This is a genomic window from Candidatus Eremiobacteraceae bacterium (genome assembly GCA_035295225.1).
Taxonomy (GTDB): Bacteria; Vulcanimicrobiota; Vulcanimicrobiia; order Eremiobacterales; family Eremiobacteraceae; genus JABCYQ01.
This window is the reverse complement of record DATGJI010000056.1, coordinates 71,803-96,609: the sequence shown is the minus strand read 5'-3', so window position 1 is coordinate 96,609 and position 24,807 is coordinate 71,803. Positions and strand designations below refer to the sequence as shown.

Sequence of the window (24,807 nt, the reverse complement as noted above, 5' to 3'; positions counted from 1 at the left end):
GGAGGGCGGCCCATACGGACCGCCCTCCATGGCGGCTTCAGCCCCGCGTGGCCGGTTTGAGGCGCGGCATCGTGTGGAACACGCTGTTGTTCGCCTGCGACCGCAGTTCGACCATAGGCAGCCGCGCCGAATGATCGCCGAACGGCTTCGCCACGATGCGGTACTCAAAGCTGAGCGTCGAATGTCCGCCGCGCAGCTCGCGCACATCGAACCCCGTCTTCGACTTCGCCGCGATGAAGAGTCCGTTGCAGTCGCCCTCCGGCATCGCGAAGACCAAATAGCTCGCATTTTGGTTCATCACGTTTGCGAACGCGGGATCGAGCGCCACGTGCGCTACGCCATTGACGAGCTGGCCTTCTCCGAAATCTTCCATCGTTGGCTGGCTCTCGCGCGGCGTATACGACACGACGCGTTTTTGGACTGGACCATGCGCGATGCAGCCGCTGCTGCAACCTCCACCCGTGTAGATCAGACCGTTCATGAAGATGTTGCCCGCACCGTCTGCTGTGAACTCAAGGGTGCTTCCGTTGTACCCCTGCATGAAGGGACCGCCCTGCGTAAAGAATCGGACGGCTCCGGTTGCAGACGACGGATCGGTTGTAACTGCGTTGATCGCACCCTCCGGATTTCCGGCACTGAGGGTCGGAACTCCGCCGCCGGTTTCGTTGAACGAAGCGTTAGCCCCCGACAGGCCGCCGTTGGATTCGACGTTCCCGAATCTGTCGACGACATAATTTAAGGTTCCATTCAGGTAGCCGGTGTAAAACAATCCGCCGTTGCTGTCGGCCTCGAACGCCGAACCGCTATTGCCGCCTTGCGCTTGTACTCCGGTGACGCCCGTCGCCTGCAGACCAAAACTCGCGCCATTTGCCGACACGCCGACACCGCCGGTGCCGTTGGCATACGAGAGTATGCCGGTGCCGTTCGTGGCGCTGACGTTTGAGATCGCTTCCAATCCTATTCCGCTATTGCCGCTACTTTGGGTTTCTGCGGCCAAACCGGAGCTGCTCGCGTACAGGCCCGTGCCGGAGGTTGAAGTACCGACCAAACCGGTTCCGCTCGTGGAGACGCCGCTCACGCCCGTTCCGGTTGTCGCCACACCGCTCACGCCGGTTCCCGACTTCGTGCTCCCTAAAGCGCCGGTGCCGCTCACCGACGTGCCCTCCACGCCGGCGTCGTATTTGCCCTTCGTGGACAAATCGGAGCCGAGCACGCCGACGGCGAACTTGGTCTTTGAGGTGCCGACGAATTTCGTTGCGCCGGTCAGCCCCGTGCCGCCCACGCTCGTGTTCGCGCTCGCCGGACCGCTGCCGTTGTTCGTGGTCGTGGTGCACGGCGAGCTGCTCGTGCAGGTCGTGTCCGGCGACAAGTATTGTTGGTAGACTTGCGCCGCCATCGCGGGCAAGTGCAGCGCGCTTCCCACAGCGATGCCGCCGAGGCACAACGTGGAAATGCCGACGAGGTGAAAGGACTTAAGAGATTTCATGATTCCTCTCCAGGCCGGTTATCGCCGGCCCTATAGAAGCGATGTGATGTGTCCAACTAGTGGCGCGTCGCCGGTTTGAATTTCGGCATCTTGTGGATGAGGTTTTCGGGGAATTGCGCCCGCGACGCGATCATCGGCAGTCGCGCCGAATGGTCGCCGAACGGCTTGGCGACGATGCGATAGTCGAAGGTCAGCGTTGAATGGCCGCCGCGCAATTCCCGCACCTCAAAACCGGCGGTGGATTTGTGCGCGATGAAGAGGCCGTTGCAATCGCCTTCCGGCGATGTGAAGACCATATAGGTTGCGTTTTTGTCGATCACGTTTGCGAACGACGAGTCCAGCGCGACCTGTGCCTCACCGTTCACGAGTTGCGCTTCGCCGAAGTCTTCGATCGTGGGTTGGCTTTCGCGTGACTCGTACGATACGACGCGTTTTTGCTGCGGACCATGCGTGATGCATCCGCTGTTGCACGAGCCTGCTGTGTAGAGGAAGCCGCTAATGATCTCATTGCCGGAACTGTCGACGTAGAAGACCTGCGTTTCGCCTTTGTATCCCGCGAACAGCGGGCCGCCGTTCGAAAAGGCCCGAATGGCCGGGGTGGTGGATGACGAGTCCGTGGATATCGCTTCGAACGCGGATTCCGGGCCAATCGCTTGCAGTGACGGGCTCAAAGTCGTCGAGCTGATACCGGCTGAGTTTGCTTGGATACTTCCAGTCGTGTCAAGGTCTCCGAGCTCATCGACGAAAAAGGTCTCCGTGCCGCTGTTAAATCCGTTGATCAAGATCCCGCCGCTCGAATCGAGTTCAAGTGCGGTGCCGGTTGCAGTGGTGGCCTGAACGGCTGTACTGCCGCTCGCCTGCAGACCGAAGCTGTTGCCGTTCGCCGACACGCCGACGCCGCCCGTGCCGAGCGCATACGACAGCACGCCTGTGCCATTTGTGTTGCTCGTGGACGAAATCGCTTCGACACCGGTGCTTCCAGTGGCATTGCCTTGCCCGAGAATACCGGCGGTTTGGCTCGAACCTACAACACCAAAGCCGGTCGTCGATGATCCGGTCACGCCGAATCCGTTTGTGGAAACGCCGCTCACTCCGGTTCCGGTCGTCGCTACGCCGCTCACGCCCGTGCCCGACTTCGTGTTGCCGAGCGCGCCGGTACCGCTGACCGACGTGCCCTCGACGCCGACGTCAAATTTGCCCTTCGTCGATGAATCGGTCCCGAGGACGCCGACCGCGAACTTCGTCTTTGAGGTGCTGTTGAATTTCGTCGTGCCGGTCAGCGCCGTGCCGCCGACGCTCGTGTTCGCGCTCGCCGGACCGCTGCCGTTGTTCGTGGTCGTCGTGCACGGTGAACTGCTCGTGCACGTCGTGTCAGGCGATAGATATTGCTGATAGACCTGCGCCGCCATCGCGGGCAAGTGCAGCGCGCTTCCCACGGCGATGCCGCCGAGGCAGAGCACCGAAATGCCGAAAACATGAAGCGCCTTTGCGGCTCTCATACATCCTCCCCGTGCCGGTCATCGCCAGCCCTATGGTGGAGAGTGTAATAGTCGGCCGTCTGATTTGCGTCCGACCGCAGTCGCCAATTCACTGTGCGGCGCACGGCGCATCCGTGGGACTTTCGGGTAACCGCCTGCCCCGAGCCGCAATTCTCCGTACACTCGCCGCCAATTCCCCGTGCTTCCCCGGATTCGGCCGCCTAACCCAAACCGCTACGATATCCCCATCAACTGCTGCTCGCCACGGCGAGCGAAATGAAAGGGGACTATCATGGAAGAGTTCAGAGCGAAGGTCAAACCGACGTACCCGATCGCGGACGAGGCCGACGAGAACGATGGGCGCACGCGGTTGGTCAGGATCCCGCGGGGCGCGGATTCAAGCATCTTCGGAGGCTGGGGAGTGAAGATCTAACGTGACGACAACTACGGCGAGGCCTGCGCCGCTCCGGGCAGGTCTCGCCACTTCGCGATCAGCTCGGCTCGATTGCGAACCTCAAGCTTTGCGAAGATCGAAGCCAAGTGCGTTTCGATCGTCCGGGGGCTCAAGGTGAGCGCATCGGCGATCTCCTTGGTCGAGCGGCCGGCGGCCGCGAGCGTGGCGATCTCCCGCTCGCGTTCGGTGAGCTCAGATTTTGTGCGTCCGCGACGATTGACCGGGTCGAGTATTTCTTTCAGGCGCTGGACAGAACGCACGTCTCCGGTATGTTCGTATGCGACAATTGCGTCTCGAAGCTTTCCGCTTATCTCCAACGAGCGCGCCACATGCCAGCGCCAACCCAGCTTCTCGTACAGATCGCGCGCCGATTCGGCACGTGCCGTTGCTTGTGCCGTATCGCCGGACCGCCGCGCCAGAACGGCGTCGTAGAGCAGTAAGTGCGCCGACGCGATCTTCGACTTCGTATCGTCGACGTAGCGAGCGACGAACGCTCGCGCCGTCCGAGCGTCGGAATCAGAGCTGTGGAGTGCGGCCAGCACGAACGCGCCGTCGTCGTCACGCGCGAATGGCACGGCCGCGTATGCCTCTACGACACGGTGAATCAGCGCTGCGCCTTCCGTTGCGCGGCCGAGAGCGATTTCTCGTTCGGCGAATGCAAGCGCCGTCACGAGCAGCGACTCGTTGCCGGGCGAGAGAATCGATTCGAGCTCGCTGGAACTATCGAAACGACGGGCGAGCTCATCGTCCATCGTCCGAACGCCGATGAGCAGCGCCGCCTGCGCCGCGTAGGAACGAAGCCTCAGGCTATCGGTCGGGAATTCAAGCGCGCGAAGAATCAACGTCTTCGCGACGGGAAGATCGCCGAATTGCACGTTCGCCCACGCGTTTTGCCGCACGCAGACCGCGCAATCGAGATCCCATAGTTCTTCCTCTTCCATGAGCGTTGCGGCCTCGGCGAAGGCCCGCAACGAGCGAGTCCGCTCGCCGAGATCCATCAGCTTCAGACCAAGATTACCGAGGCACCGCACGGCCAGGGAGACGTCGCCCTGTTCTCGCGCAATTCTGTATGCGTCGTGGAAATTTGCAGCCATGGCGTCGACGTCGCCGAGCTGCCCAAGCGCAAGCGCTCGGCATTGATGGAAGACGAGCGCGTCATTTGGCGCGCGCACTCCCGTATATCGATCGGCCAGACGGAAGTGCTCCCGGGCGGCGTCGCCGTCGCTATCCGTCAGCATGTATCCGAGATACGAATGAGCGCGGAAGAACGTCGGGCTGTTCTCATCAACGAGCGTCAACGCGAGCTCGCACGCCTTTATCGCGTCGCCGCTGCGCCCTTCGGCGAGGTAGAGAATTCCGATCTTGACCGATAACCGTGCGATCGCTTCGACGTTCCGCCGCGACTCGTAAAACTCGCGCGCGTCGAAAAAAGCTGCCTGGGCCGCTTCTCCCAGACCTAGGTGATAGAGGGCGTCGCCGCGGCGTTCTTGGATCGCGGCAGTACGCTCCGGCGCGCCCGACCCGAGGCTGCGTAAAGCCCGCTCGTAGTTCTCTGCTGCGACGGAGTAGGCGCTAAGCCGGAAAGCCCGGTCCCCCGATTCTTCGTTGAAGTCTGCCGCCTTCACAGTCTGCGCGGCCATCCAATAGTGATAAGCGAGGTCCGCGATACGCTGCGGCGAATCCGGAGCGGACTCCAACGCCGCGGCGACGCGCGCATGCAGCGCCTGCGCCTCGTTCGGCAAGAGATCATCGTAGATCGCGCGGCGCACGAGTTCGTGCCGGAAGTGAAACGACTTACCATCCGCATCCGGCTCGATGAGTTGGAGTTGGACGCCCTGTTTCAGCGCCGCGAGAACGTCAGCCGCCGACTGCTGGGCGATCTGCTCGACCAATGCCGGTGTGAAGCGCCGACCAATTGCGGCGGCGCAGACGAGCAGTCGGCGCTCGTCTGGCTCGAGGAGCGCGATTCGTGCGAGGGTCGCCGCCCGAACGCTCACCGGCAGCGGCAGCGTCTCCGTCCGCTCGATGGTCGCCGTGCCCGCGGCCTTGAACAGTTCTTCTGCGAGAAGCGGATTGCCGTCGGATTGCTGCGCCACGATGGCGATGCGCCGGATATCGTCCGACGACGTGGCCGCCTCAACGGATCGTAAGATTCCGCGGATATGTTCCTGAGAAAGCGGGGATAGTTCGCTGTGGAACGCGTTCGCGCCCCGCGCGAGATTCGCGAGCGCTCTTCGCAGCCTATCGCTTTGCTCGGTATCGCCCGACCGGTAAGTGGCGACGATGACGAGGCGCGACCGAGGAACATGCTCCGCCAGATATTGGACGAGGTCCAGCGTCAGGGCGTCTGCGCAGTGCAAGTCGTCGAGCGCGAGAAGCACCGGTCGCTCTCGTGCGTACGCATCGATCGCGCCCCTTACAGCGGTGAAGAGTTTGCGCTTATCGAGGTTTTCGATGGCCGCTTCGTTCGCCGCCGTTGAAGTTAGGGCGTCGACGACGGTTCGAATGTCGGGGAAGCGCTCAAGAGCATGCTTGTCCTTCTCGTGCAGATCGACAAGGATATCGGCGACGGGTCCGAGTGGGCTCTGCAAGTACTCATAACACTGCCCGACCGTCGCGATTGCGCGCAGCGACTCTGCCTGATACACGATTTCGCGCAAAAGGCGCGTCTTGCCGATCCCGGGTTCGCCCGAGATCAGCACGACGCTGCCCTGGCCGATCGCCGCGGGGGATAGCCGCGACGTTATTAGGCTAAGTTCGAACTCGCGACCAACTAGGAGTGACCGTTGCCCCATTCATTGCCGTTTGGATCGAACGTCCGCCGACCGCCCCCGATCAACCTATCGAATACTGTCTCGAGCCACTTATCGTCGGACTTGCTTATCTCTAATTTGAATGAGAAACCGTAACCTGGTGCGTCTTTCTTCGTTTTCGAATGTCCTCTCGGAGGCATACCGTGCGGTGGACCGACGTGTACTCCACCGCCGTCCAAGATAGTTTTCGACTTTAACCCGTATGTGGCGACGAGCGTGTCTGCGAGATTGTTGGCAAGAACAACCACGGCGTCGCGCGTGCATCGCTCATTTAGCGCGCCTTTTCGAACTCTTTTTTGAGCCATTTTCCGCTCCCAAAAACATCAACGGCCGCCAAGCAAAAGGCGGTGGCGTGGGCACGCGTTATTCGCGGTTTGGAGGCCTGACTACCTGGCGTGGACTAACCGGTTGGGCGTGTTCTGAGCTCCTGGTCTTGGCCGATCGTCAATAAGGCGATGAGCGCGCCACCCGCCGCGAGCGCCGCCCCGATCAACGCCGCCACGCGAAATGAGAACGCGAACGAATCATTCATGGCGCTTCGTACTTGATTTCGGACTTGGGCGTTCGCGCTCGCCGGAATCTGCGCCGCTGCCATCTCGCCGCTTTGCGCCCGCACTTGCTGGACGACTTCCGCAGGAGATTGAATCGCGCTTAGGCGCCGATCAAGCTGCCCCGCGTATACGGCAACTACGATAGCGCTCATCGCTGCAATCGCGATAAGCCCGGCGACTCTCGATACCGCGTTGTTGATGCCCGACGCAATTCCAAGGCGGCTCTCGTCGACCGCGCCCATGACAGCAGTTGTGAGCGGCGCAACGGTCAACGCCATGCCGAGTCCGGCAACGACGTTGCCCGGGAAGAACGTCGTCCAATAGGATCCGTCCGTGCCGGCCAGCGAGAAGAGCGCAAATCCGATAGCCGCGACCGTGGGTCCGACGATAAGCATCGTGCGCGTGCCGACCTTCGCGACGAGGCCGCCCGCCCAGCGCGACAGCGTCGCGATCAAGACGATGAACGGCATGAGCGCCAATCCAGCCTGAGTCGGCGTGTATCGATGCACTTGGATCATGTCGAACGAAACGAAGTACAACGCTTCAGATAGTGCGCCGTACAAAAGAAGCGTGACGAGATTGACGCCTGAGAAGACACGTGACTTAAACAATTGCAGCGGCATCAAAGGATTGGACGCGGTGCGTTCGGACAGGACGAATGCAATTAACAAGACGGCTCCGACGACTGACCACGTAATCGTCTGACCTACGTTGGCAGCCGTCGAGCCGGCCAGGATCAAACCGTAAGTGACGGCTCCGAGCCCTGCCGTAGCGAGTGTCGCCCCGAGCCAGTCTAGGCTCTTGCCTTGTTCTTCCTCGTTAAGGCTCTCCGGCACGAACAACAGCGTTAGGATGATCACCGCCGCTCCGATCGGCGCATTGATGTAGAAAATCCACTGCCATCCGCCGTGGTCCACCAGCCACCCGCCTAGAGCCGGTCCGACCGCGGCGGTAACCGCGGTTGCGGCGGACCACGTGCCTATGGCCTTCGCGCGCGCATCGCCCTCAAAACAAGCGCTCAGGATCGCAAGACTAGCCGGCGCCATCAGCGCGCTTCCGATTCCCTGAATAGATCGTGCGATAGCAATCGCAACGATTCCGTGCGAAAGAGCGCAGACGATTGATGACGCCGTAAACAGCGCGGTTCCCACAACGAATATCAGCTTTCGTCCGTAGCGGTCGCCTAACGCACCGCCTACAAGTATGAGCGCCGCGAGAAAGAGCGAAAACGCTTCGACAACCCATTGAATGTCTGCCATTGAAGCTTGTAGATCGCGCTGCATGACCGGAAGGGCAACGTTTACCGCAGTCCCATCTATAAATGCCATGCTCGAGCCAAGGATCGTTGCAAGCAGAATCATCGCATCGCTGGGCCGCTCCCGCATCATCCACTCCCCTGTCGGTAAGGGCATCCCCGTTGGCATCCACGCGCTATAACGTGGTTTTGAGTGCCCTAGTAGCGCCTTCCGGTCCAGACGCTCAGCGGGGCTCCGCGAAACTTTCCCTCAATTCCCCATATAGCTTCACAAGTATCTGTAGCCTAGCGAGGGTAACCGCTACTTGCCTGGATTTTTTCCTGACTACGACTGGAGCGGCCTTCGGCACGCTTGCCCTAAAGAATATCTTGAAAGGCGGGATCGAACTTATCGCCATGAACTCTTCGACGCTATACTCGTCAAAATTCCACGCCCCGTTGAGCTTATACGCAACGACGAAGGTATACCGGTGGGGGTTTAAGACCGCTGCCTCCCACTCTGTAAGGGTCGCCGCGCCGAAATAATGCTTTAGCCTCCGAGTGAACTTTATCTCAAAGTGATGACGTTCAGAACCCTTGAACGCTACGATGTCCGCTGGCCTCGAGCACACCTTTACGTCTACATAACCTCGTTTCCGAAGCAACGCGCAGTATGCCGCCTTGGCATTTACATCGCTTTTGAGGTTGACTTCAAGCCGATTTGGTTCCAATTTGGCGTCCGTTTCATTAAAAGTTAAAGGTCTTAATCAATCGGGCTCAGCGAACCAAGAAAGACCTTCGACCAGAGTTACGACGATAAACGTGGACGCCCTACGGCAAGATATCCAGTGTGGATTCGAATCCATTCCTGACGGGCCAAATTACACCTATCATCTCAACACCCGCAAAATCTAGCAAGTCCCGCTTCGGCTTCGACGGCAACAGTATCGCGCAACGTACGCGCGGGAGGTATCTCCGATAGTCTGCGATTTGTCCGATTGCCATCCGAATTGCGCCTCGCTCACAAGACCCTTTTGCTTCAATTAGCAGGTCAAGCTCCTTTACGTATATGTCGGTAAATAGTGGCTTTGCTTCGCCGGCCGGCACAATCTTGTTCCGAATCGGAGTCAGGCTATTTCGTTCCGCGTAGTTCTTGAACAATTGAACCAACGAGGACTCTTTGCGCTCGGCTTCGGTGACCTGAGCGCGCGGGTTTATGAACATCCGTTCTGTAAGCTGAGCTTCAATTGGCACTTCAGTAACTATCAACGAGTAAGGCGGCGCCTCTTCTACGATCATACTTCGCGCTACATCGCCGACGGGGCGCAACCTAAACATGATTACGGTTCGGGTCGGGCCATCGCCGGTTTCTGGCGCATCGGTAAAGTAGAACGGCTCATCTGCATCGACCTCAAACTGCCCCATATACGTCACCGTGCCTCGGCTCCCGTCGAAAAGTCGGAGCGGTCGGCTGCGCTTTTTATGCGTTAAAATGGAGGCATTTCCAGATGTCATTTCTTGATCGCCGCGCTGCCCCATGCCCGTATAGTGAAAACAACCGTCGCTTTTCCAACCATCGACATATCCGTGCTGAAGCCCGGTTGTCGGATCCGAAAAAAGAAACACGTTTGAGCTCCTGGTTGACGGACTTATGCCTCCTTGTCCGCTGCCTCCGAACTCCCGATGCAGATCGGTCCTTCGGACCTCCTCGCCGACAGCCAGCGAAAAGACCGGCACGTAAGCGGCGTCACGGAGCTCCCAAACGCCAGCTCCCAGTCCGTTGACAGACCTAAACAAGTCCGGGAGACGTCGTCGCGACCAGATAGTTGTATCTGATGAGTGCTCTTCGATTGTGCGCCGTACGACAGCTTGCCACTCGCGAACTAGCTTACGCTTCGGATTCGCTTGAATGTGCTTGTAAAGCTCAGAGTAATGCGCTCTGTTTCCAAGCTCGCGAAAGTAAAGGACAAGATCATCGGCCCAAGTTGGAGCGGCGGACTTAGCCACTGATCGCCGCGCCTCTCATATTAGCGTTCGGCTCTCAGCCTCCGACATTAGATCGGAAGGCTGGATTCGCAGTGCACTCGCGATCGCAAATATGTTACGAAGACTTACGTTGCGTTCGCCCCGCTCGATGCTACCAACATACGTCCGATGAAGGCGAGCAAGTTCACCCAGGCCTTCCTGTGACACGCCCAATTCTAAGCGGCGCTCCCGGACTGCAAGTCCGAAGGCTTCCTGTTCAGATAGCTTCGGCTTGGTCTTTGCCTGGCGCGTGCGTCCGGTCAGCTTGTTCATGCAGCTATTTAACGAGTTTATAGCGCTGATGACGATGAGTCTACAGACTATAAGTGGCGGCGTTGAGAGCGCGATATCGTTCCAACTGCGAATGGAGCCCAAGTGCCGATCCCGCAAACCGCCGTGTCTCTGACCCTGCACTGCCGGCTGAGCTGTCAGCGCGCACGAATTTAGAGGCGATCTGGAATTCGACGCTTTAGCGACCGCCGGAATCGCTATCTGCGGGTTAGATTCAAAACCGAATGCGCGATAGCGTGATAAAGAGCTTAGATCGTACTCAGCGGCGCGCTGCTGCCGGCAGCTTGTTACCGTTCCGTCGTCCGTTGACGACGACCGCCGGCGAAATCAGTTTCTCGCCGAGCGCGGCTTTCAGGACCTGCGACAGCTCGTCCGCGTACGTAAACTTCATCACCTTGCGAACTTCCGGCGGCACGTCTTCGACGACATCGGCTTCATTTCGGAGCGGCAAGATGATGTGCTTGATCCCCGCGCGGCGAGCGGCGAGAACCTTCTCTTTGACGCCGCCGATTGGCAGTACTTGACCTGTCAGCGTCACTTCGCCGGTCATGGCAACGCCCGAATCAACTTTCTTGTTGAGCATGGCTGATGCAAGTGACGTGGCCATAGCCACTCCGGCTGAAGGGCCATCCTTCGGCACCGCGCCGGCAGGCACGTGGATGTGAACGTCATGCTTGGAGAAATAATTCTTGTCCAGGCCAAGCTCTTTCGAGCGACTGCGCAAAAACGACAGCGCAGCTTGTGCAGATTCTTTCATGACGTCGCCGAGTTGACCGGTTAAGGTCAACTTGCCGGAGCCCGGCATAACCGTAGACTCGACGAACAAGATGTCGCCGCCAACCGAGGTGACTGCTAGGCCTGTCGCGACACCCTTAGACGCTGTGCGCTTTGCGACTTCCGCGAAGAAGCGCTGCTTGCCCAAGTACTCGTGCACGTTCTTGGCGGTGACGACTGCTGTGAATTTCGGATTGGACGCCACTTTGCGCGCGATTTTGCGGAAAACAGTCGCGATCTCGCGTTCGAGGTTGCGCACACCGGCTTCGCGCGTGTAGTTGCCCGCGATTTCGGCTACCGCGTCGGTCGTCATGCGGCATTTCTTCGCCGTCAAACCATTCGCAGCAAGTTGCTTCGGGATCAAATACTTGCGCGCGATTGCGATCTTCTCGGCCTGCGTGTAACCGGCAAGAGGGATGATCTCCATGCGGTCGAGCAGCGGCGGCTGGATCGTATCCAACTGGTTGGCCGTCGCGATGAACAACACGCGGCTCAGGTCGAACGGCAGATCGAGGTAATGATCGCGGAACGTGTTGTTCTGCTCCGGGTCCAGCACTTCCAACAGCGCGGATGACGGGTCGCCGCGGAAATCGGCGCCGACTTTATCGATCTCGTCGATCATGATGAGCGGATTGGCCGAGCCCGAATCGCGGATGGCGCGGATGAACGAACCTGGCATCGCGCCGATGTAGGTGCGGCGGTGGCCGCGGATCTCGGCTTCGTCGCGCACGCCGCCAACGGACAAGCGCACGAACTTGCGCCCCATCGCACGCGCAATGGATTTACCAAGTGACGTCTTGCCCACTCCGGGCGGCCCGACGAAGCACAAGATGGGTCCGGACAAGGTGTTCTTGAGCTTGCGCACCGCCAGATACTCGAGGATGCGGTCTTTGACTTTCTCTAGGTCGTAGTGGTCTTCGTCTAGGATCTTGCGTGCTTCTTCGATATCGAGGCTGTCCTGCGTCGTCACCGACCACGGCAGCGTGACCAGCCAATCCAAATACGTGCGGATCACCGAGTACTCGGGACTAGCGGACGGGATTTTACCGAGCCGGTCCAGCTCGCGCATGGCCGCTTTGTTCGCGTCTTCAGGCATCTTGGCGGCTTCGATCTTCTCGCGCAGGTCTTTGATGTCGGCTTGCGTGGGATCGGTCTCGCCCAATTCGTCTTGGATGGCTTTGAGCTGCTGGCGCAAGTAGTACTCGCGCTGGTTCTTGTCCATCTCTTTTTGGATGTCGGTCTGGATCTTGTGACCCAGTTCCAATACATCCAGCTCGCGCGACAAGAACGCGGTGAGCATCTTCAGGCGCTCGAGCGTGTTGCGTTCTTCCAGCACCGCCTGCTTATCGCCGACGTCCAGCCGCATGGTGGACGCGACGAAGTACGAGAGCAGATTCGGATCGCTGATGTTGTTGACTTCGAGTTCCAGCTCTTTCGGCGCCGACGGCAGGTAGCCGAGCAGACGCGTGTACTGGCCTGCGAGGTTGCGCGAGAGCGCGGTGAGCTCGTCGGACTCGGGCGTGATCTCTTCCAACTGCTCGACGTGCGCGGCGAGATACGGCTGCGCTTGGCTGAACTCTTCGATGCGGAACGGCACCGTGCCGGAGATGATGCAGCGCAGCGTGCCGTCGGGCACCTTGATCATCTTCTGAATGATCGCGACCGTGCCGACGAGATGCACGTCGTCCGGACCGGGCGGTGAGGCATCGCGGTCCTTCAAAGCGACGACGCCCACCGGAAGGCCGGCTTTGAGCGCGTCTTCTACTAATTTGATGCCCCACTGCTTGGTCACGGCCATCGGCATGACGGTGTTCGGGAGCAGCACGCCGTCCTGCAGCGGCAGGATCGCGAGTTCGGACGGGACGTTGCTGGATTCGCGCGGGGTCTTTGGCATCAGGCGCGCGCCTTGCAGATCATGCGGATCTCAGTGCGGTCGGCGCGACCGATGCGTCGCTCCGCGGCTATCGGCAGAACAATGGTCAGCATGCCGTCGTTGTACTCGGCTTTCGCGCCGCCGACGGCGACGGGGGACGGGAGCTGGATCTTCTTGAGGAAGTAGCCGTAGTCGATCTCCTTTTGCAAGATGGCGTCGGCGCGGCGCGCGTCGTTTACACGGGCGCCGGCGAGGTAGAGCGTTGCGCCCTCCACGACGAGCTTGATGTGGTCGCTGAGCACGCCGGCCAGTTCCACGCGCACGAGCACCGTGCGGCCGCCGTCGGTGAGCTGCACGTCGGCGTTCGGATTGAACGAGCCGCGGCGCGCGTGGCTCGTCATCGGCAGGCTTAGCTCGGCGAACATGCGGTCAAATTCGCGGAACAAATCGTCGGGATACATCGGCTCTGTATTCCTCGTGTTTTGGGGGGACGGATGCGTTCGGCCTGAAGGGGCCGACCTCATGTCGGCCTACGTTGGGGCGGCTCCGCACAAGCGCTCTAGCCGTCGATCTTTGAGCACAAATATTGACGAAGGCGCCGAATTCGCGATAGTTACGGCGAGAATCGGGGCGCGATCAGAAGCCTTGTATCTCTAACGTGCGCGGGCTGAACGAACTCTCAAAGATCCCACGCAGGTACTTGCCGGGAATACGCATAATTGTATATACCGAGTATATACATTGAGGAGCGGACGTCTTGACGATCTTCATTTCCAAGTGGGGAAACAGCCTCGCGGTTCGACTGCCGAAGCAGATGCTTGAACGGGCGCGGATGAACGAAGGTGACGAACTTGATGTCGAGGCGTCCGGTCAAGGGCTCGTCTTGCGACCGCGTCACCGAAGAAGTCTTAAAGAAATGCTCGCGCAGATCACGCCTGACAACCTCCACGGAGAGATGTTCGCAGAAGGTCCGGTAGGTAACGAGGCTTGGTGACCCGCGCACGTGCGGGAGACATCCCGGATGCCGGCGATATCGTCTGGCTGACGCTCGATCCGCAAAAGGGTCACGAGCAGGCCGGGCGACGCCCAGCCCTCGTGTTGTCACCCGCCGAATATAACGGGAAAACGTCACTCGCAATCGTCTGTCCGATCACGGGCCAACCGAAAGGCTATCCATTCGAAGTCCCGATCCTGGGAAACCAACACGTCACCGGCGCAGTTCTATCGGATCAAGTAACGTCGCTTGACTGGCGAGCGCGAAACGCGTCGCGCAAAGGCCGCGTGAGCTCGGGCGTCATCGATCAAGTCTGCGAGAATATCGGAAAACTGATCGGCCTCTAGCGAGAGAGATCCGACCTCGATGCGCGCCTCGTCGCTGATCTTGACCATCCTTTCTTCCGAGATGGCAGAGCCAGCGGTTGCACGTCGCGTTCCACTGTGCCGCCAATCTGATCATCCAGTACTTGAAGATCGTGCGCGGATTACAGATTCAACCAAAACTTTGCGCTGGTGGCGAAGAACACACCAAGGCGCATCGCCGTCTCCGGCGTGATCTTGCGTCGGCCGTTTAGCACCGCCGCGATTCCGTCGCCGGCACGCGCAGACGGATGGCAAGCGCGTTGGCGCTCAGACCAGACGGCTTCATGAACTCCTCGAGAAGGATTTCACCCGGCGTTACGGGCGCCAGCCTCATGGTCGATGACATAACGATCCTTTCAGTGATAGTCAACGATTTCGACGCCGGCCGCGCCGTCGCCGGTCCATCGGAAGCAGATGCGGTTCTGGTCGTTGATCCGTATGCTATGCAGCCCTTTTCTGTCACCGCGTAGCGGTTCTAGAACATTTCCGGGCGGACTTGCCAGGTCGCCAAGTTCGGAGGCCGCGTAGGTTCAAATTGACTTGCCCGGTGCGATTCTACGCAATTCTTGCGTAGATTAGAGCATCTAATCTACGCAAGACCGCCTTAGGGGACAGAACGGAGGGCCGACTGGCGTCGGCCCCTTCAGAAAATACGATCAGGGCGCGGGGATGGAGCGGGCCGCGTGCACGCGCGAGCCGTCGGTTTCCAGCGCCCACACGGAACCTTTTTCCCAGCGCGGCTCGCCTTCCAAGACGACGCCCGCTTCTGCGAAATGTTCCATGACGCCGGCGATGATGTCGCCGTGCGAACACAAGACGGTGGAGCTTTGCGCGGCTTCGTCGATGATCGCCCGCGCTGCCGCGGGATCCGAACCCTCGGCAAGCGCGTCGGACAACACGACGCGGAGCCCCAAGCGGCGCGCGATCGGTTCGACCGTCTCCAGGCAGCGCACGTGCGGGCTCGACATGATGCGCGTGACAGAAAATGCGGCTAAGCGCTCGGCCAACGTCTCGGCCTGTTTCAGACCGCTCTTGGTGAGCGGCCGCATTTCGTCAGGACCCTCCCACTCTTCGCGGTCGCCGGCTTTGGCGTGCCGAACGAGATAGACGGCGCGCAGATGCGGTTGGTGCGGCAATTCCATGCGGCCGTCGAGCCGCCCCAAAAGACCGCGATCGTGTTCGTATGTCATGAGATCGGCGGCTTTGTGCGGCGCGACCCAGCGCAGTTCGTCAACCTCTTTGTTCGGAGCAAAAAATCCGGACAGCGGCCGCATGAGCCAATAGTGCACGACCTTGCGCCGGCCTTTGTGATCCAGATAGCGCGTGGTGCCGAGCCAACGCTCCAAGCGGCAGCGTAAGCCTGTCTCTTCCTCTATCTCTCGGACTGCCGTGTACTCTTCGATCTCGCCGGGATCGAGTTTGCCTTTGGGCAGCGTCCAGTCGTCGTAGCCCGGCCGATGCACCAACGCGATTTCGACCGCGCCGCCGGGCAGCGAGCGCGACACCACGCCGCCCGCGCCGCGTACGAGGCGCGTGCCTGCGAGAACGGGCGCGTCGACTTGCCGAACGCGCTCAGCCAACTGGCTCGGCCTGGCGCTGCACGCGCGACAGAGCGATCTCTTGGAAGCGGCGCTGGCTCGGCACGCCGTGATCGCCGTTGATGCGCCGCCACGAACCGTCCGGTTGCAGCGTCCACGCGATGGCGTCGTGGGTCAAGTTGACGGCCAGGACGTCTTCGAGCCGCGCCTGCAACGCCGGGTCGGCGACCGGCACGAGCGACTCCACGCGGCGGTCGAGATTGCGCGTCATGAGATCCGCTGAGCCGATGTAGTACGCCGCGCCGCTGCCTGCCGGTCCGAAGCGATAGACGCGCGAGTGCTCCAGAAAACGCCCGACCACCGACCGCACGCGGATGTTGTCGGAGACGCCCGGCACGCCCGGCCGCAGGCAGCACATGCCGCGCACGATCAGCTCGATGCGCGCGCCCGCCTGCGACGCCGACTCCAGCACGCCGATCATCTCCGGATCGGTGAGATGATTGATCTTGATGACGATCTCGCCGCCGGGCTTTGCCTGCGCACGGATCATGTCGTTCAGGCGGCGGCGCAAGCCGACCGGCGAGACGAGCAATTTGTCGTATTCGCTCTGCTTCGAATACCCGGTGAGGTAATTGAAGACTTCCGCTACGTCGTTGCCGAGCACGGGATCGGCGGACAAAAGCCCGATGTCTTCGTACAGTTCCGCCGTCTTCGGATTGTAGTTGCCGGTGCTGGCGTGCGTGTAGCGGCGCAGGCCGCCTTCTTCGCGCCGCACGACGAGCAGCAGCTTCGCGTGCGTCTTCAGGCCGACGATGCCGTAGACGACATGCGCGCCGGCTTGCTCCAACGCGCGCGCCCACTCGATGTTCGCCGCTTCATCGAAGCGCGCGGTCACTTCCACCACCACCACGACTTGCTTGCCGGCTTCGGCCGCGCGGATCAGCGATTTGATGATGCGGCTTTCGCCGCCCGACGTGCGGTAGATGGTCTGCTTGATCGCCATGACGTTCGGATCGCGCGCCGCTTGGTCGATGAACGCTTCCACGGATTTGGCGAACGAGTCGTACGGATGGTGCAGCAGCACGTCGCCGTTGCCGAGCACGCGGAAGAAATCGACCGGGCGATCCGGTTCTGCGGGTACGAGGCGCGGCGGCGTCACGGGCATCCACGGGTCGAACTTTAACTCGGGGCGGCGCAGCGCGTACATGCTCCAGAGCGAACCGAGATCGAGCGTGCCCGGCACCACGTAGACGTCGGACGATTCGATTTCGAGTTCGTCGAGCAGCAACGCGCGCACGGTGGGCGTCATGCCCGGGGCGATCTCCAAGCGCACGGCGTGCGGTGAGCGGCGGCGCAGGCGCAGAACTTCTTCGACGGCCGCGAGCAGATCTTCGGCTTCGTCTTCGAGCGCGATGTCGGCGTTGCGCGTGACGCGGAAGAGGTGCGTGCCCAAGATCTGCACGCCGGGGAAGAGCGCGTCGAGATGCGCGGCGATGACTTGCTCGAGCGGCACGAACCGTCCGACATCGCTCAAGTTCGAGCGGTTGCGCTGCGTCGGCACGAAGCGCGGCAGCGAGCCCGGCACTTTGATGCGGGCGATGCGCGGCTCGTCCCCCTCCGCTGCGATCACGACCGCAAGATTCAAGCTCAGGTTGGAGATGTACGGAAACGGATGCGCGGGATCCACGGCGAGCGGCGTGAGCACCGGGAAGATCTGATCGGCGAAGACCGACGACATGTGTTCGCGTTCGGCTTGGTCGAGCGCGGCGAACGGCACGATGGCGATCTCGGCTTGCGCGAGCGCGGGCACGATCGAATCTTCAAAGGCGCGTGCGGCTCGCGTGACGAGCTCTTCGACGCGCGGCCGGATCTCGACCAGCTGCGATTGCGGCGTGACGGCAGCGGCGGACGTCGCGCTTTCGCCGGCGCTGATCTGCACTTTGAGACCGCCCACGCGCACTTGGAAGAACTCGTCGAGATTCTGACTGCAGATGGCCAGGAAGCGTGCGCGCTCGAGCAGCGGCAGGCGGTCGTTTTCGGCAAGCGCCAAGACGCGGGCGTTAAAATCCAGCCAGGATAGCTCGCGGTTCAGGTTCCCGGTCACGTTTTGTAGTTGTCCTTGTCCTATACGAACGGACGGTCGTATGACTCTGGTTTCGAGGGGGCATAGAGGCGTCCGATTTTGGGGATTCGCTCGCTTGCGCGTCCCACCCTGGATGATGCGGAAACCGCGTGGTTCTGACGATAACACGACTTAGCGAGCAAGCAAATGGCAAAGAATTTAACCGTAGATTCCGCTGATAAGTCCGTGCGCTGGTACATCACGCCAGGGACGGCTTCCACATACGACCTACAAGTGCACAACGACACAGACCGAGCGGTTTTGTGCCGCGTCACAGTTGCGTCGCACCTCGAGACCGCATCCGTCAAGCCCCAGTCGCTCACCCTCCAGGCGCATGAGACCCGCACAGTCGCCGTGACCTTCGGGGCCGACGCCCAGCTGCCGCGCGATCGCAAGGCCGTGATCACGGTCAAGGACGCGGCCGGTCAGACATTGAGCACGATCGAGCGCGAGCTGGTCTCGGGCGCAAGCACCGACGCCACGCTGGTGCTCTCGTGGAAAGAGCCTATCGTTGAAGAGGGCGTGCTGCGCGGCTTCATCCTGTATTGCAACATCCGCAGTTTGAGCGGCACCGCCGACGATTTCACACCCGACTTCACGGCGCATCCGGCGCTGACGTTCCCGAAACACGAGCCGGTCTGGCTCGAGCCGGGCGCCACCGCGATGCTCGAATTGCCGATCCGTTGGGATCGCGCCAAACGCGATAACGAAGGATGGAATCATCCGCGCGCCATCGAGGCGTCCGTCGCCGTTTCGCAAGGACGGCGCAGCACGCGCATGGTCTGGGATGTCGTGCAGCGCGCGGCGGGAGATCTGTTGGATCGCGCGGACAAATCGCCATTCGTCGAGCGGCGTGCAAGTGCACCGGCGTTTGTTCCGAGCGCGGCACCGCAGCCCGCAGCGAACACCGACGCGCCGAAACCCTCTGCCGAACGGACCCCTGCCGAAAGGATCCCTGCCGAAGCGGCCGACGTCAGTCGGCCCGCAGTCGCGGCTCAGATCTCGAAGAACGGCGTCGCCAAAGCCGCTGAGACGCCCGCGAAGGACTCCGCGCCCGCGAAGGATGCCGCGGTTTCGAAAGATTCCGCGCCCGCGAAAAACGCGGCGTCTGCGAAAACTTCCGCGGCCGCGAGCGATGCCGCGCCGACGAATGGCTCGGCGCCCGCGAAGGATGCGGCGCAACGAAACGATTCTATCGAAAAGAAAGATTCGGGGCAGCAGCAAGTTGCCGCGCCGACGCAAGTCGCCGTGCCGCCGCAAGCTGCCGCGCAGCAATCGGATGCACCGCAGTCGCTCGTCATGGCGTTACCGTTAGAGCTTCCCGCTTCTGCGCCGCAGCCCGCGGAGATCGCGGCATCCGCCGCGCCGCCTGCGCCGCCGCCCTCACCCGCGCCGACGACGCCGCTCGAACAGCGAATTTCTGACTACCGCGAAGACATGCGGCCGGCGCCGGCTGTCGAGCATGCGGATGTCCATAAATCGGTGCGCGACATCAAGAGCGACGTCGAAAAGAATTTCGAAGGCTACCATCCTGCGTTCCAGATGGGTGCAGTTACCGCCGCCGCCGTCCGACCGCAGACCGGCCTCTCGCTGCACGACGACCCCGCGCACGCTTCAACCGGCTCGTTGGTCGCGGGCGATCTCGACGGCTCCGTCGTCATCACGGGATCCCACTCGATCTATCATCCGATCACCACGCAACCGGAGAAGCCGAAAGTGCCGATCGGGCGCGGCAGCCTCTGGGTTGCGGGCGGCGTGGTCGCGTTGGCGCTGATCGTGCTCATCTCGCGGCCGCATGCACCGACGGACACAGCGCAAGTCTCGGCACCGGCTGCGGTTGCCGCCGCACCGGCGGCTGCACCCGCATCGCAGTCCGATTCCAAACCCGTCGTAGGGCAAGCATCGCTTGCGCACAAGTCGCAGCCCGCGCGCTCGAATTCCGCGAACGCAAAAGCGAAGTCCGCGACGCCGGTAAAAGTCGCGCCTTCAGCGGCGCCCGTGCCGACGCCGGCAGTTCAAGCGACAGCCAAACCCGTAGCGCAGACGAAGCCTGTTCAAGCATCGCCGGCCACGGCAGCGCCGGGCAGCTTTGCGGTGTTGTCGCCGCGCGCGATCGCCCGAAAGGTTGCCCCGCGTCCTGCGCCGATCGATCGCAGCGCGCTGCCGGAAATCGACTCGGTCGACGCGACGTACACGCGGCTTGGCCGCGCCGTCGTGATCGCGTGGGCGTCGTACGCGCAAGCAAACGCCGCTGTTCAGTTGACCGACGCGCGCGGGACCTTGATCGCGCAAGGCGGCGTCCGCGGCATGCGTTCGCGGCTGCTCTTGCCGCTGCCGCGCGGCTACCACGGCGACGTCTACGTCCAGGTGAGCGTCACTGGATTCCACGACGAACGCGTCGTGCAGACGTCTTCGCTCCCGCCGTTCTGACACGTTAGGGATAAATCGAAGGGGCCGACGCAAGTCGGCCCTTTTATTTGACGGGGCCGACGCGAGTCGGCCCTTTTGCGCGATTCAATCCCGGATGTTATGAGGAGTGGCCGTTGATCGAGATGTCGCCGCTATCGGTGGTCACGTTCACGGTCGCGTGGCCGTCGCCGATCGTTCCGCTCGCATCGGCGCCCGAATCGTTCTCGTGAACCGGCAGTATATCAGAATCAAGGCTGCCGTTCGAAGTCGATGCGCTGATCTTCGCGCCGGCGCCTGAAGGCAGCTTTAGTTCGATCGAACCGCTATGCGCCTGCATGTGCACCGTGCTCACGCCGTCAAACCGCGCATAGTTGGCCTTGATATCACCCGACGAGCTGACGAAATCGACGCTATTCTCAAGACCGCTCGCGTCGATGTCGCCTGATGAATTGGCGACCCGAACTGTGCCTGTCACGTCGGTCAACGATGCGTCGCCGCTGTCGAGATCAACGCTCGTGGGGCCGCTGTCGTCTTCGAGCGTGACTCCGCCGCTCGAAGCCTTGACGGTGATGATGCCGTTCGTGCCCGTGATCTTCACATCGCCGCTGTCGTCACTGACAGCGACCTGCGCGCTTCGCGGCACGTCAATCGTGTACGAGATGTCGCAGTTCATGCACATGCTCGGGTACTGCGATTCGATCGCGACGCCGCCGTTGTACGCGCCGATTTGCGGCACGAGCTGTTCGAGCTGCGATCGGTTGTCGGCGTGTTTGGTGACCGTGATGTCGATCGTGCTCACGTTGCTGTCGGAGCCGTGGATCGTGACGTCGCCGCTCGCGTCGCTGATCTGTAGCGTGCCCTGCGGCGCGAAACGATACGATCCTTGGGATTTCTCCGTCACGCCGTCGTGCGGCCACGACGCGAATGCGAAATTCGGCGCCGACGGCACGTGCGAAAGCGCGATTGCCAACACGACAAGAACGATGACGACGATGACGACTCGGGACATACGTGCGCTCCTGCGTGGGCGGTGGGCGACCGCTGTTCGCCCTACTGCGGGCTCTCGTATGGCAGGCATCGGTTGCCCCGCCTCATGTTCAGTAGTACCGTTTCGCGGCCCGTTAGTTTCAGGCCCTGGCGCCCGCAGGGCGGCGGCCGCGTAGGGCTAACTGCGGGCCATGGGCAGCGCTTTAGGCACGCCGAACCCGGCTTTGGCCGTCATCTCGGCCATGCTGACACCGGCTATCCTCATCCTCGCAGCCGGGTCCCTTGCCAATTCGACGCTCGTGCGGCTTGCACGTACCGTGGATCGCACGCGCCAGTTGATCGTCGAAGGCGATCTGTTCCACCGCGCTGGCAATATGAAGGCCGCGTCGATCATCGGCGAGCGGCTCGACGTGCAGGTTCGTCGCGCCGAACTTGCGAGACGCGCACTGGGCGGCTACTATCTTGCGATCGCGATGTTCTTGTTGGCGAGTCTGATCATCGCACTCAATCAGATCTTAGGCGACCGATACCCGTACGCGGGGCCGATCATCGTCATCCTCGGCGGATTCGTGTTGTTCGTCGCCACCGCGACGATCGTCGTGGAGGTGAACATCTCAGCGGGCACGCTGCGCGAGGAAGTGCGACAGTATCACGCGCGCGAGCTCGAGCCGTAAACCGCGTTCGCGCCCAACCGGACACGAACGGTCCGTACATAGCCGCTACGCTGTAAGAAGCTTACATAACATCTGCAGGTAGGCGTCAGCGCACGCACGTACCGCGTAGACCCCGGCGTCTCTGACGAGCGGGGCATTTCGGCATTTGAAGAGGAGCTCTTATGCGAAAGATTCTCCTAGTATTTGGCGTGTGCGCGCTTTGTGCGAGCGGCTGCTCGAGCCGGAGTTCGATTCCGATCGGCGGTTCGCAGCAAGGCCCGTTGCACAGCGGCGGACCGTTAGTACGCCAGTCCGGCGAAGTTCCGGTTCAGTGGCGGACGTTCGCTTGGGGCGGTTTGAACTCCGCGACGCTACCCGACATTGTCGTAGGACCTGACAACAACGTCTGGTACACCGATCTTAGCGACGCAAAACTGATCAAGATGACGATGACTGGGCACACGCAATCGATCGCGCTCGCATTCTCCCCCGAAGGACTGGCGGTCGGATCGGACGGTAATTTCTACACGCTTAATTATTCCGCATCGACAACCGTTGTGGGAGTTGTGACGCCGGGCGGCGTGGTGAAGACGCACACCGCTCCGAGCGGTGACACATTCGGTACCGCGGGCCTCACTCTCGGATCAGATGGCAACATTTGGTTCGGCGAATATGGTCATGTCGGGAAGATCACGACGTCCGGCACTATCACCGAATATGCGTATGCTGGCGGCAGCACCTCAAACCCCTATGCAAACCTCGCAGCTGGGCCTGATGGAAATATCTGGGCGGTTGAATACAGCCCCGGCTCTGTCGACAAGATCGTGCCGTCGACCGGCGCGATGACCAACTATCCCCTCGGCTGTTCTCCCACAGATATCGCGGCTGCATCTGACGGCAATCTTTGGATAAACTGCTCGCCCTACATCGCGAAGGTAACCACGTCGGGCGTTTCAACTCTCTACTATGTGGGCGAATCCGCTCCAAACAGTCCAGAGACAATTGTAAAGGGACCGGATGGCAACCCGTGGTTCATTCCGTTCTTCAGCAATAACATAGCGGAATTTGCCACAAAAACCAACACGGTCACGGTCTACTATCCGCCGACAAACTATGGCGCGGAACAAGCGCTCGTCACCGGACCTGACGGCAACATATGGTCGGTGGACAACGTCGGCGGCATAAACGTCTATATCCTTAACATCATCGGCGTCAGTCCGGCAAGTCTCAAGTTTACGGGGACGGGCCAGATGCAAAGCGTTACCGTGACCGAGAAGGGCACGACAACCTGGACCGCCGTCAGCAACAACACGGCCGTTGCGACAGTCGCGACCACTTCGAATCATTCGGTCTTCAACATCACATCGGTTGGCGCTGGAACCACAAAGGTCGTCGTCACCGATGCCATTGGCAATAGCTTCGCCGTGCACGTCGTTGTGCAATGAGCTGGAAAGGTAACGACATGATCAAGCGATTCGCTCTCGCGGCCGCGGCGTTCGTCGTCCTCGCCGGCTGCGGCGGCCATCAGGGACTGACGGGAATACCGGGTCACACAATGGCTCAAGGCGCGCGACCGGGAGTACTTCAGTCCGGTAAGACGCCGGTGAATTGGACGCAGTTCAAATGGGGCGGTGCCAGCGGGCCCCAGGAGCAGGGCATCGTCGCCGGACCGGACGGCAACATGTGGTACACGGACTACTCCGACTCGGACCTTATCAAGATGACGATGAGCGGTGCCACACACGCATTTCCTCTACCGTCCGCGGGGCCGATCGGCATCGCAGTTGGCAGCGATGGAAAATTCTACATGGGTCTGTACGGTCAGGCCAAAATCGGCATAGCTACCACATCGGGCTCGTTCTCGACGGTCGCGATCCCAAGCGGTGACCGGATGTACGACGGCAATCCGGCGCTTGGACCAGATGGCAACATCTGGTTCGCGGAGCTTGCCCATATCGGGCGGATTACTCCGAGCGGAGTAATTACCGAATATCCATACCCCAATGGCGAAACGGGCAACTCTGAAGGGGCTGTTGCGGCAGGACCTAACGGCGATGTCTGGGTCAGCGATTCCGGCTCAAACGTTGTCGACGACGTCGATCCAGAGACCGGCGACATTGTCGCATACCGAATTCCCTGCACACCGAACGGACTCGTGGCCCCGTCAGACGGCAATCTCTGGACCATTTGCACAAACGATACACTCGTCCGTTTGACGCCGGGCGGAAACACGACCTCGTATTTTGTGCCGTCTGCGCCGCAATATCCATCGGGCATGACAGTGGGCCCTGACGGAAATCCTTGGTTTGCGTTTGGGTCTGGCAATGCTATAGCGGAGTTCAATATCGGTCAAACGACGTTGAACATTTATCTTCCTCCCACGAACTACGCGTTCGACTACGGCATCGCCAGCGGTCCGGACGGCAACGTCTGGGCGGTGGATTCTGCCGGCAAGATCGACGTCTACATCATCAAGACCATCTCCGTCGCTCCGAAGAACCTCACGTTTACCTCGCTAGGTTCGATGCAGAATATCACCGTCACCGAGAAGAGCGCGAGCGCTTGGACGGCAGCCAGTTCCAACACATCCGTCGCGACAGTCGCGCAAGGAACTCCGGCGAACACGTTTGTCGTGACTTCTGTCGCGGATGGAAAATGCACGATAACGGTAAGCGACGCCATCGGCAATAGCGCGGCGGTCTCCGTCACCGTGACTGGAGCAGTTGGAGCGAGAACGTCAGAACCGAGACGATAACGGAT

Annotated in this window: 20 protein-coding genes; 8 read left to right on the top strand and 12 right to left on the bottom strand. The window is 61.0% G+C overall.

The features are described 5' to 3' along the window. Positions 1-37 precede the first annotated feature (37 nt). Positions 38-1,486 (bottom strand): hypothetical protein, encoded by a 1,449-nt coding sequence (locus VKT51_11285; GenBank protein HLJ84748.1) that lies wholly within the window; start codon positions 1,484-1,486, stop codon positions 38-40. Between the two features lie 56 nt (positions 1,487-1,542). Continuing rightward, complete coding sequence (locus VKT51_11280) at positions 1,543-2,985, bottom strand: hypothetical protein (protein ID HLJ84747.1); 1,443 nt, start codon at positions 2,983-2,985, stop codon at positions 1,543-1,545. A gap of 271 nt (positions 2,986-3,256) precedes the next feature. Here VKT51_11280 and VKT51_11275 point away from each other — a divergent pair, with 271 nt between their 5' ends. Next, positions 3,257-3,397: a hypothetical protein gene (locus VKT51_11275; protein HLJ84746.1), complete on the top strand. Its 141-nt coding sequence runs from the start codon at positions 3,257-3,259 to the stop codon at positions 3,395-3,397. Between the two features lie 11 nt (positions 3,398-3,408). Here VKT51_11275 and VKT51_11270 read toward each other — a convergent pair whose 3' ends face one another. The 7 genes from VKT51_11270 to VKT51_11240 all read right to left on the bottom strand — a co-directional run bounded on the left by VKT51_11270 (position 3,409) and on the right by VKT51_11240 (position 13,440). Next, on the bottom strand, positions 3,409-6,213 hold the full coding sequence (locus tag VKT51_11270; GenBank protein ID HLJ84745.1) for an AAA family ATPase: 2,805 nt from the start codon (positions 6,211-6,213) through the stop codon (positions 3,409-3,411). Positions 6,214-6,631: 418 nt separating this feature from the next. Beyond that, positions 6,632-8,143: an MFS transporter gene (locus VKT51_11265; protein HLJ84744.1), complete on the bottom strand. Its 1,512-nt coding sequence runs from the start codon at positions 8,141-8,143 to the stop codon at positions 6,632-6,634. 118 nt (positions 8,144-8,261) lie between these two features. Beyond that, positions 8,262-8,747 (bottom strand): hypothetical protein, encoded by a 486-nt coding sequence (locus tag VKT51_11260; GenBank protein ID HLJ84743.1) that lies wholly within the window; start codon positions 8,745-8,747, stop codon positions 8,262-8,264. Between the two features lie 100 nt (positions 8,748-8,847). Further along, complete coding sequence (locus VKT51_11255; GenBank protein HLJ84742.1) at positions 8,848-9,642, bottom strand: hypothetical protein; 795 nt, start codon at positions 9,640-9,642, stop codon at positions 8,848-8,850. Between the two features lie 396 nt (positions 9,643-10,038). Next, positions 10,039-10,314, bottom strand: coding sequence for a helix-turn-helix transcriptional regulator (locus VKT51_11250; GenBank protein ID HLJ84741.1), 276 nt, complete (start codon positions 10,312-10,314; stop codon positions 10,039-10,041). A 277-nt stretch (positions 10,315-10,591) separates the two neighbouring features. Further along, complete coding sequence (gene lon, locus VKT51_11245) at positions 10,592-13,000, bottom strand: endopeptidase La (GenBank protein ID HLJ84740.1); 2,409 nt, start codon at positions 12,998-13,000, stop codon at positions 10,592-10,594. Continuing rightward, positions 13,000-13,440: an Hsp20/alpha crystallin family protein gene (locus VKT51_11240; GenBank protein HLJ84739.1), complete on the bottom strand. Its 441-nt coding sequence runs from the start codon at positions 13,438-13,440 to the stop codon at positions 13,000-13,002. The genes lon and VKT51_11240 overlap by 1 nt, the downstream gene beginning before the upstream one ends. Before the next feature lie 296 nt (positions 13,441-13,736). Between VKT51_11240 and VKT51_11235 the strand changes: the two genes are divergently transcribed. From VKT51_11235 to VKT51_11225, 3 genes are all read left to right on the top strand, one after another. Then, the gene (locus VKT51_11235; GenBank protein ID HLJ84738.1) at positions 13,737-13,973 is read left to right on the top strand and encodes an AbrB/MazE/SpoVT family DNA-binding domain-containing protein; all 237 of its coding nucleotides are present in this window, start codon (positions 13,737-13,739) and stop codon (positions 13,971-13,973) included. Further along, entirely contained in the window at positions 13,970-14,320 is a 351-nt protein-coding gene (gene mazF / locus VKT51_11230; protein ID HLJ84737.1) for an endoribonuclease MazF, read from the top strand. The genes VKT51_11235 and mazF overlap by 4 nt, the downstream gene beginning before the upstream one ends. Before the next feature lie 350 nt (positions 14,321-14,670). Further along, positions 14,671-14,808 (top strand): hypothetical protein, encoded by a 138-nt coding sequence (locus VKT51_11225; GenBank protein HLJ84736.1) that lies wholly within the window; start codon positions 14,671-14,673, stop codon positions 14,806-14,808. 186 nt (positions 14,809-14,994) lie between these two features. Here the strand turns inward: VKT51_11225 and VKT51_11220 are convergent, their stop codons facing one another. Both VKT51_11220 and ppk1 read right to left on the bottom strand, forming a co-directional pair. After that, a complete protein-coding gene (locus VKT51_11220) occupies positions 14,995-15,918 on the bottom strand; it encodes an NUDIX hydrolase (protein ID HLJ84735.1) in 924 nt (307 codons plus the stop codon). After that, on the bottom strand, positions 15,911-17,980 hold the full coding sequence (gene ppk1, locus VKT51_11215; protein HLJ84734.1) for a polyphosphate kinase 1: 2,070 nt from the start codon (positions 17,978-17,980) through the stop codon (positions 15,911-15,913). Before ppk1 ends, VKT51_11220 begins: the two co-directional genes overlap by 8 nt. A gap of 204 nt (positions 17,981-18,184) precedes the next feature. Between ppk1 and VKT51_11210 the strand changes: the two genes are divergently transcribed. After that, on the top strand, positions 18,185-20,428 hold the full coding sequence (locus VKT51_11210; protein HLJ84733.1) for a hypothetical protein: 2,244 nt from the start codon (positions 18,185-18,187) through the stop codon (positions 20,426-20,428). Between the two features lie 97 nt (positions 20,429-20,525). Here the strand turns inward: VKT51_11210 and VKT51_11205 are convergent, their stop codons facing one another. Then, positions 20,526-21,416, bottom strand: a complete 891-nt coding sequence (locus tag VKT51_11205) for a DUF4097 family beta strand repeat-containing protein (GenBank protein ID HLJ84732.1) — start codon at positions 21,414-21,416, stop codon at positions 20,526-20,528. Positions 21,417-21,585: 169 nt separating this feature from the next. Between VKT51_11205 and VKT51_11200 the strand changes: the two genes are divergently transcribed. From VKT51_11200 to VKT51_11190, 3 genes are all read left to right on the top strand, one after another. Next, a complete protein-coding gene (locus VKT51_11200) occupies positions 21,586-22,068 on the top strand; it encodes a DUF2721 domain-containing protein (GenBank protein HLJ84731.1) in 483 nt (160 codons plus the stop codon). A gap of 161 nt (positions 22,069-22,229) precedes the next feature. Beyond that, positions 22,230-23,492 (top strand): hypothetical protein, encoded by a 1,263-nt coding sequence (locus tag VKT51_11195; protein HLJ84730.1) that lies wholly within the window; start codon positions 22,230-22,232, stop codon positions 23,490-23,492. A gap of 17 nt (positions 23,493-23,509) precedes the next feature. Continuing rightward, on the top strand, positions 23,510-24,802 hold the full coding sequence (locus tag VKT51_11190; protein ID HLJ84729.1) for a hypothetical protein: 1,293 nt from the start codon (positions 23,510-23,512) through the stop codon (positions 24,800-24,802). Positions 24,803-24,807: the final 5 nt, after the last annotated feature.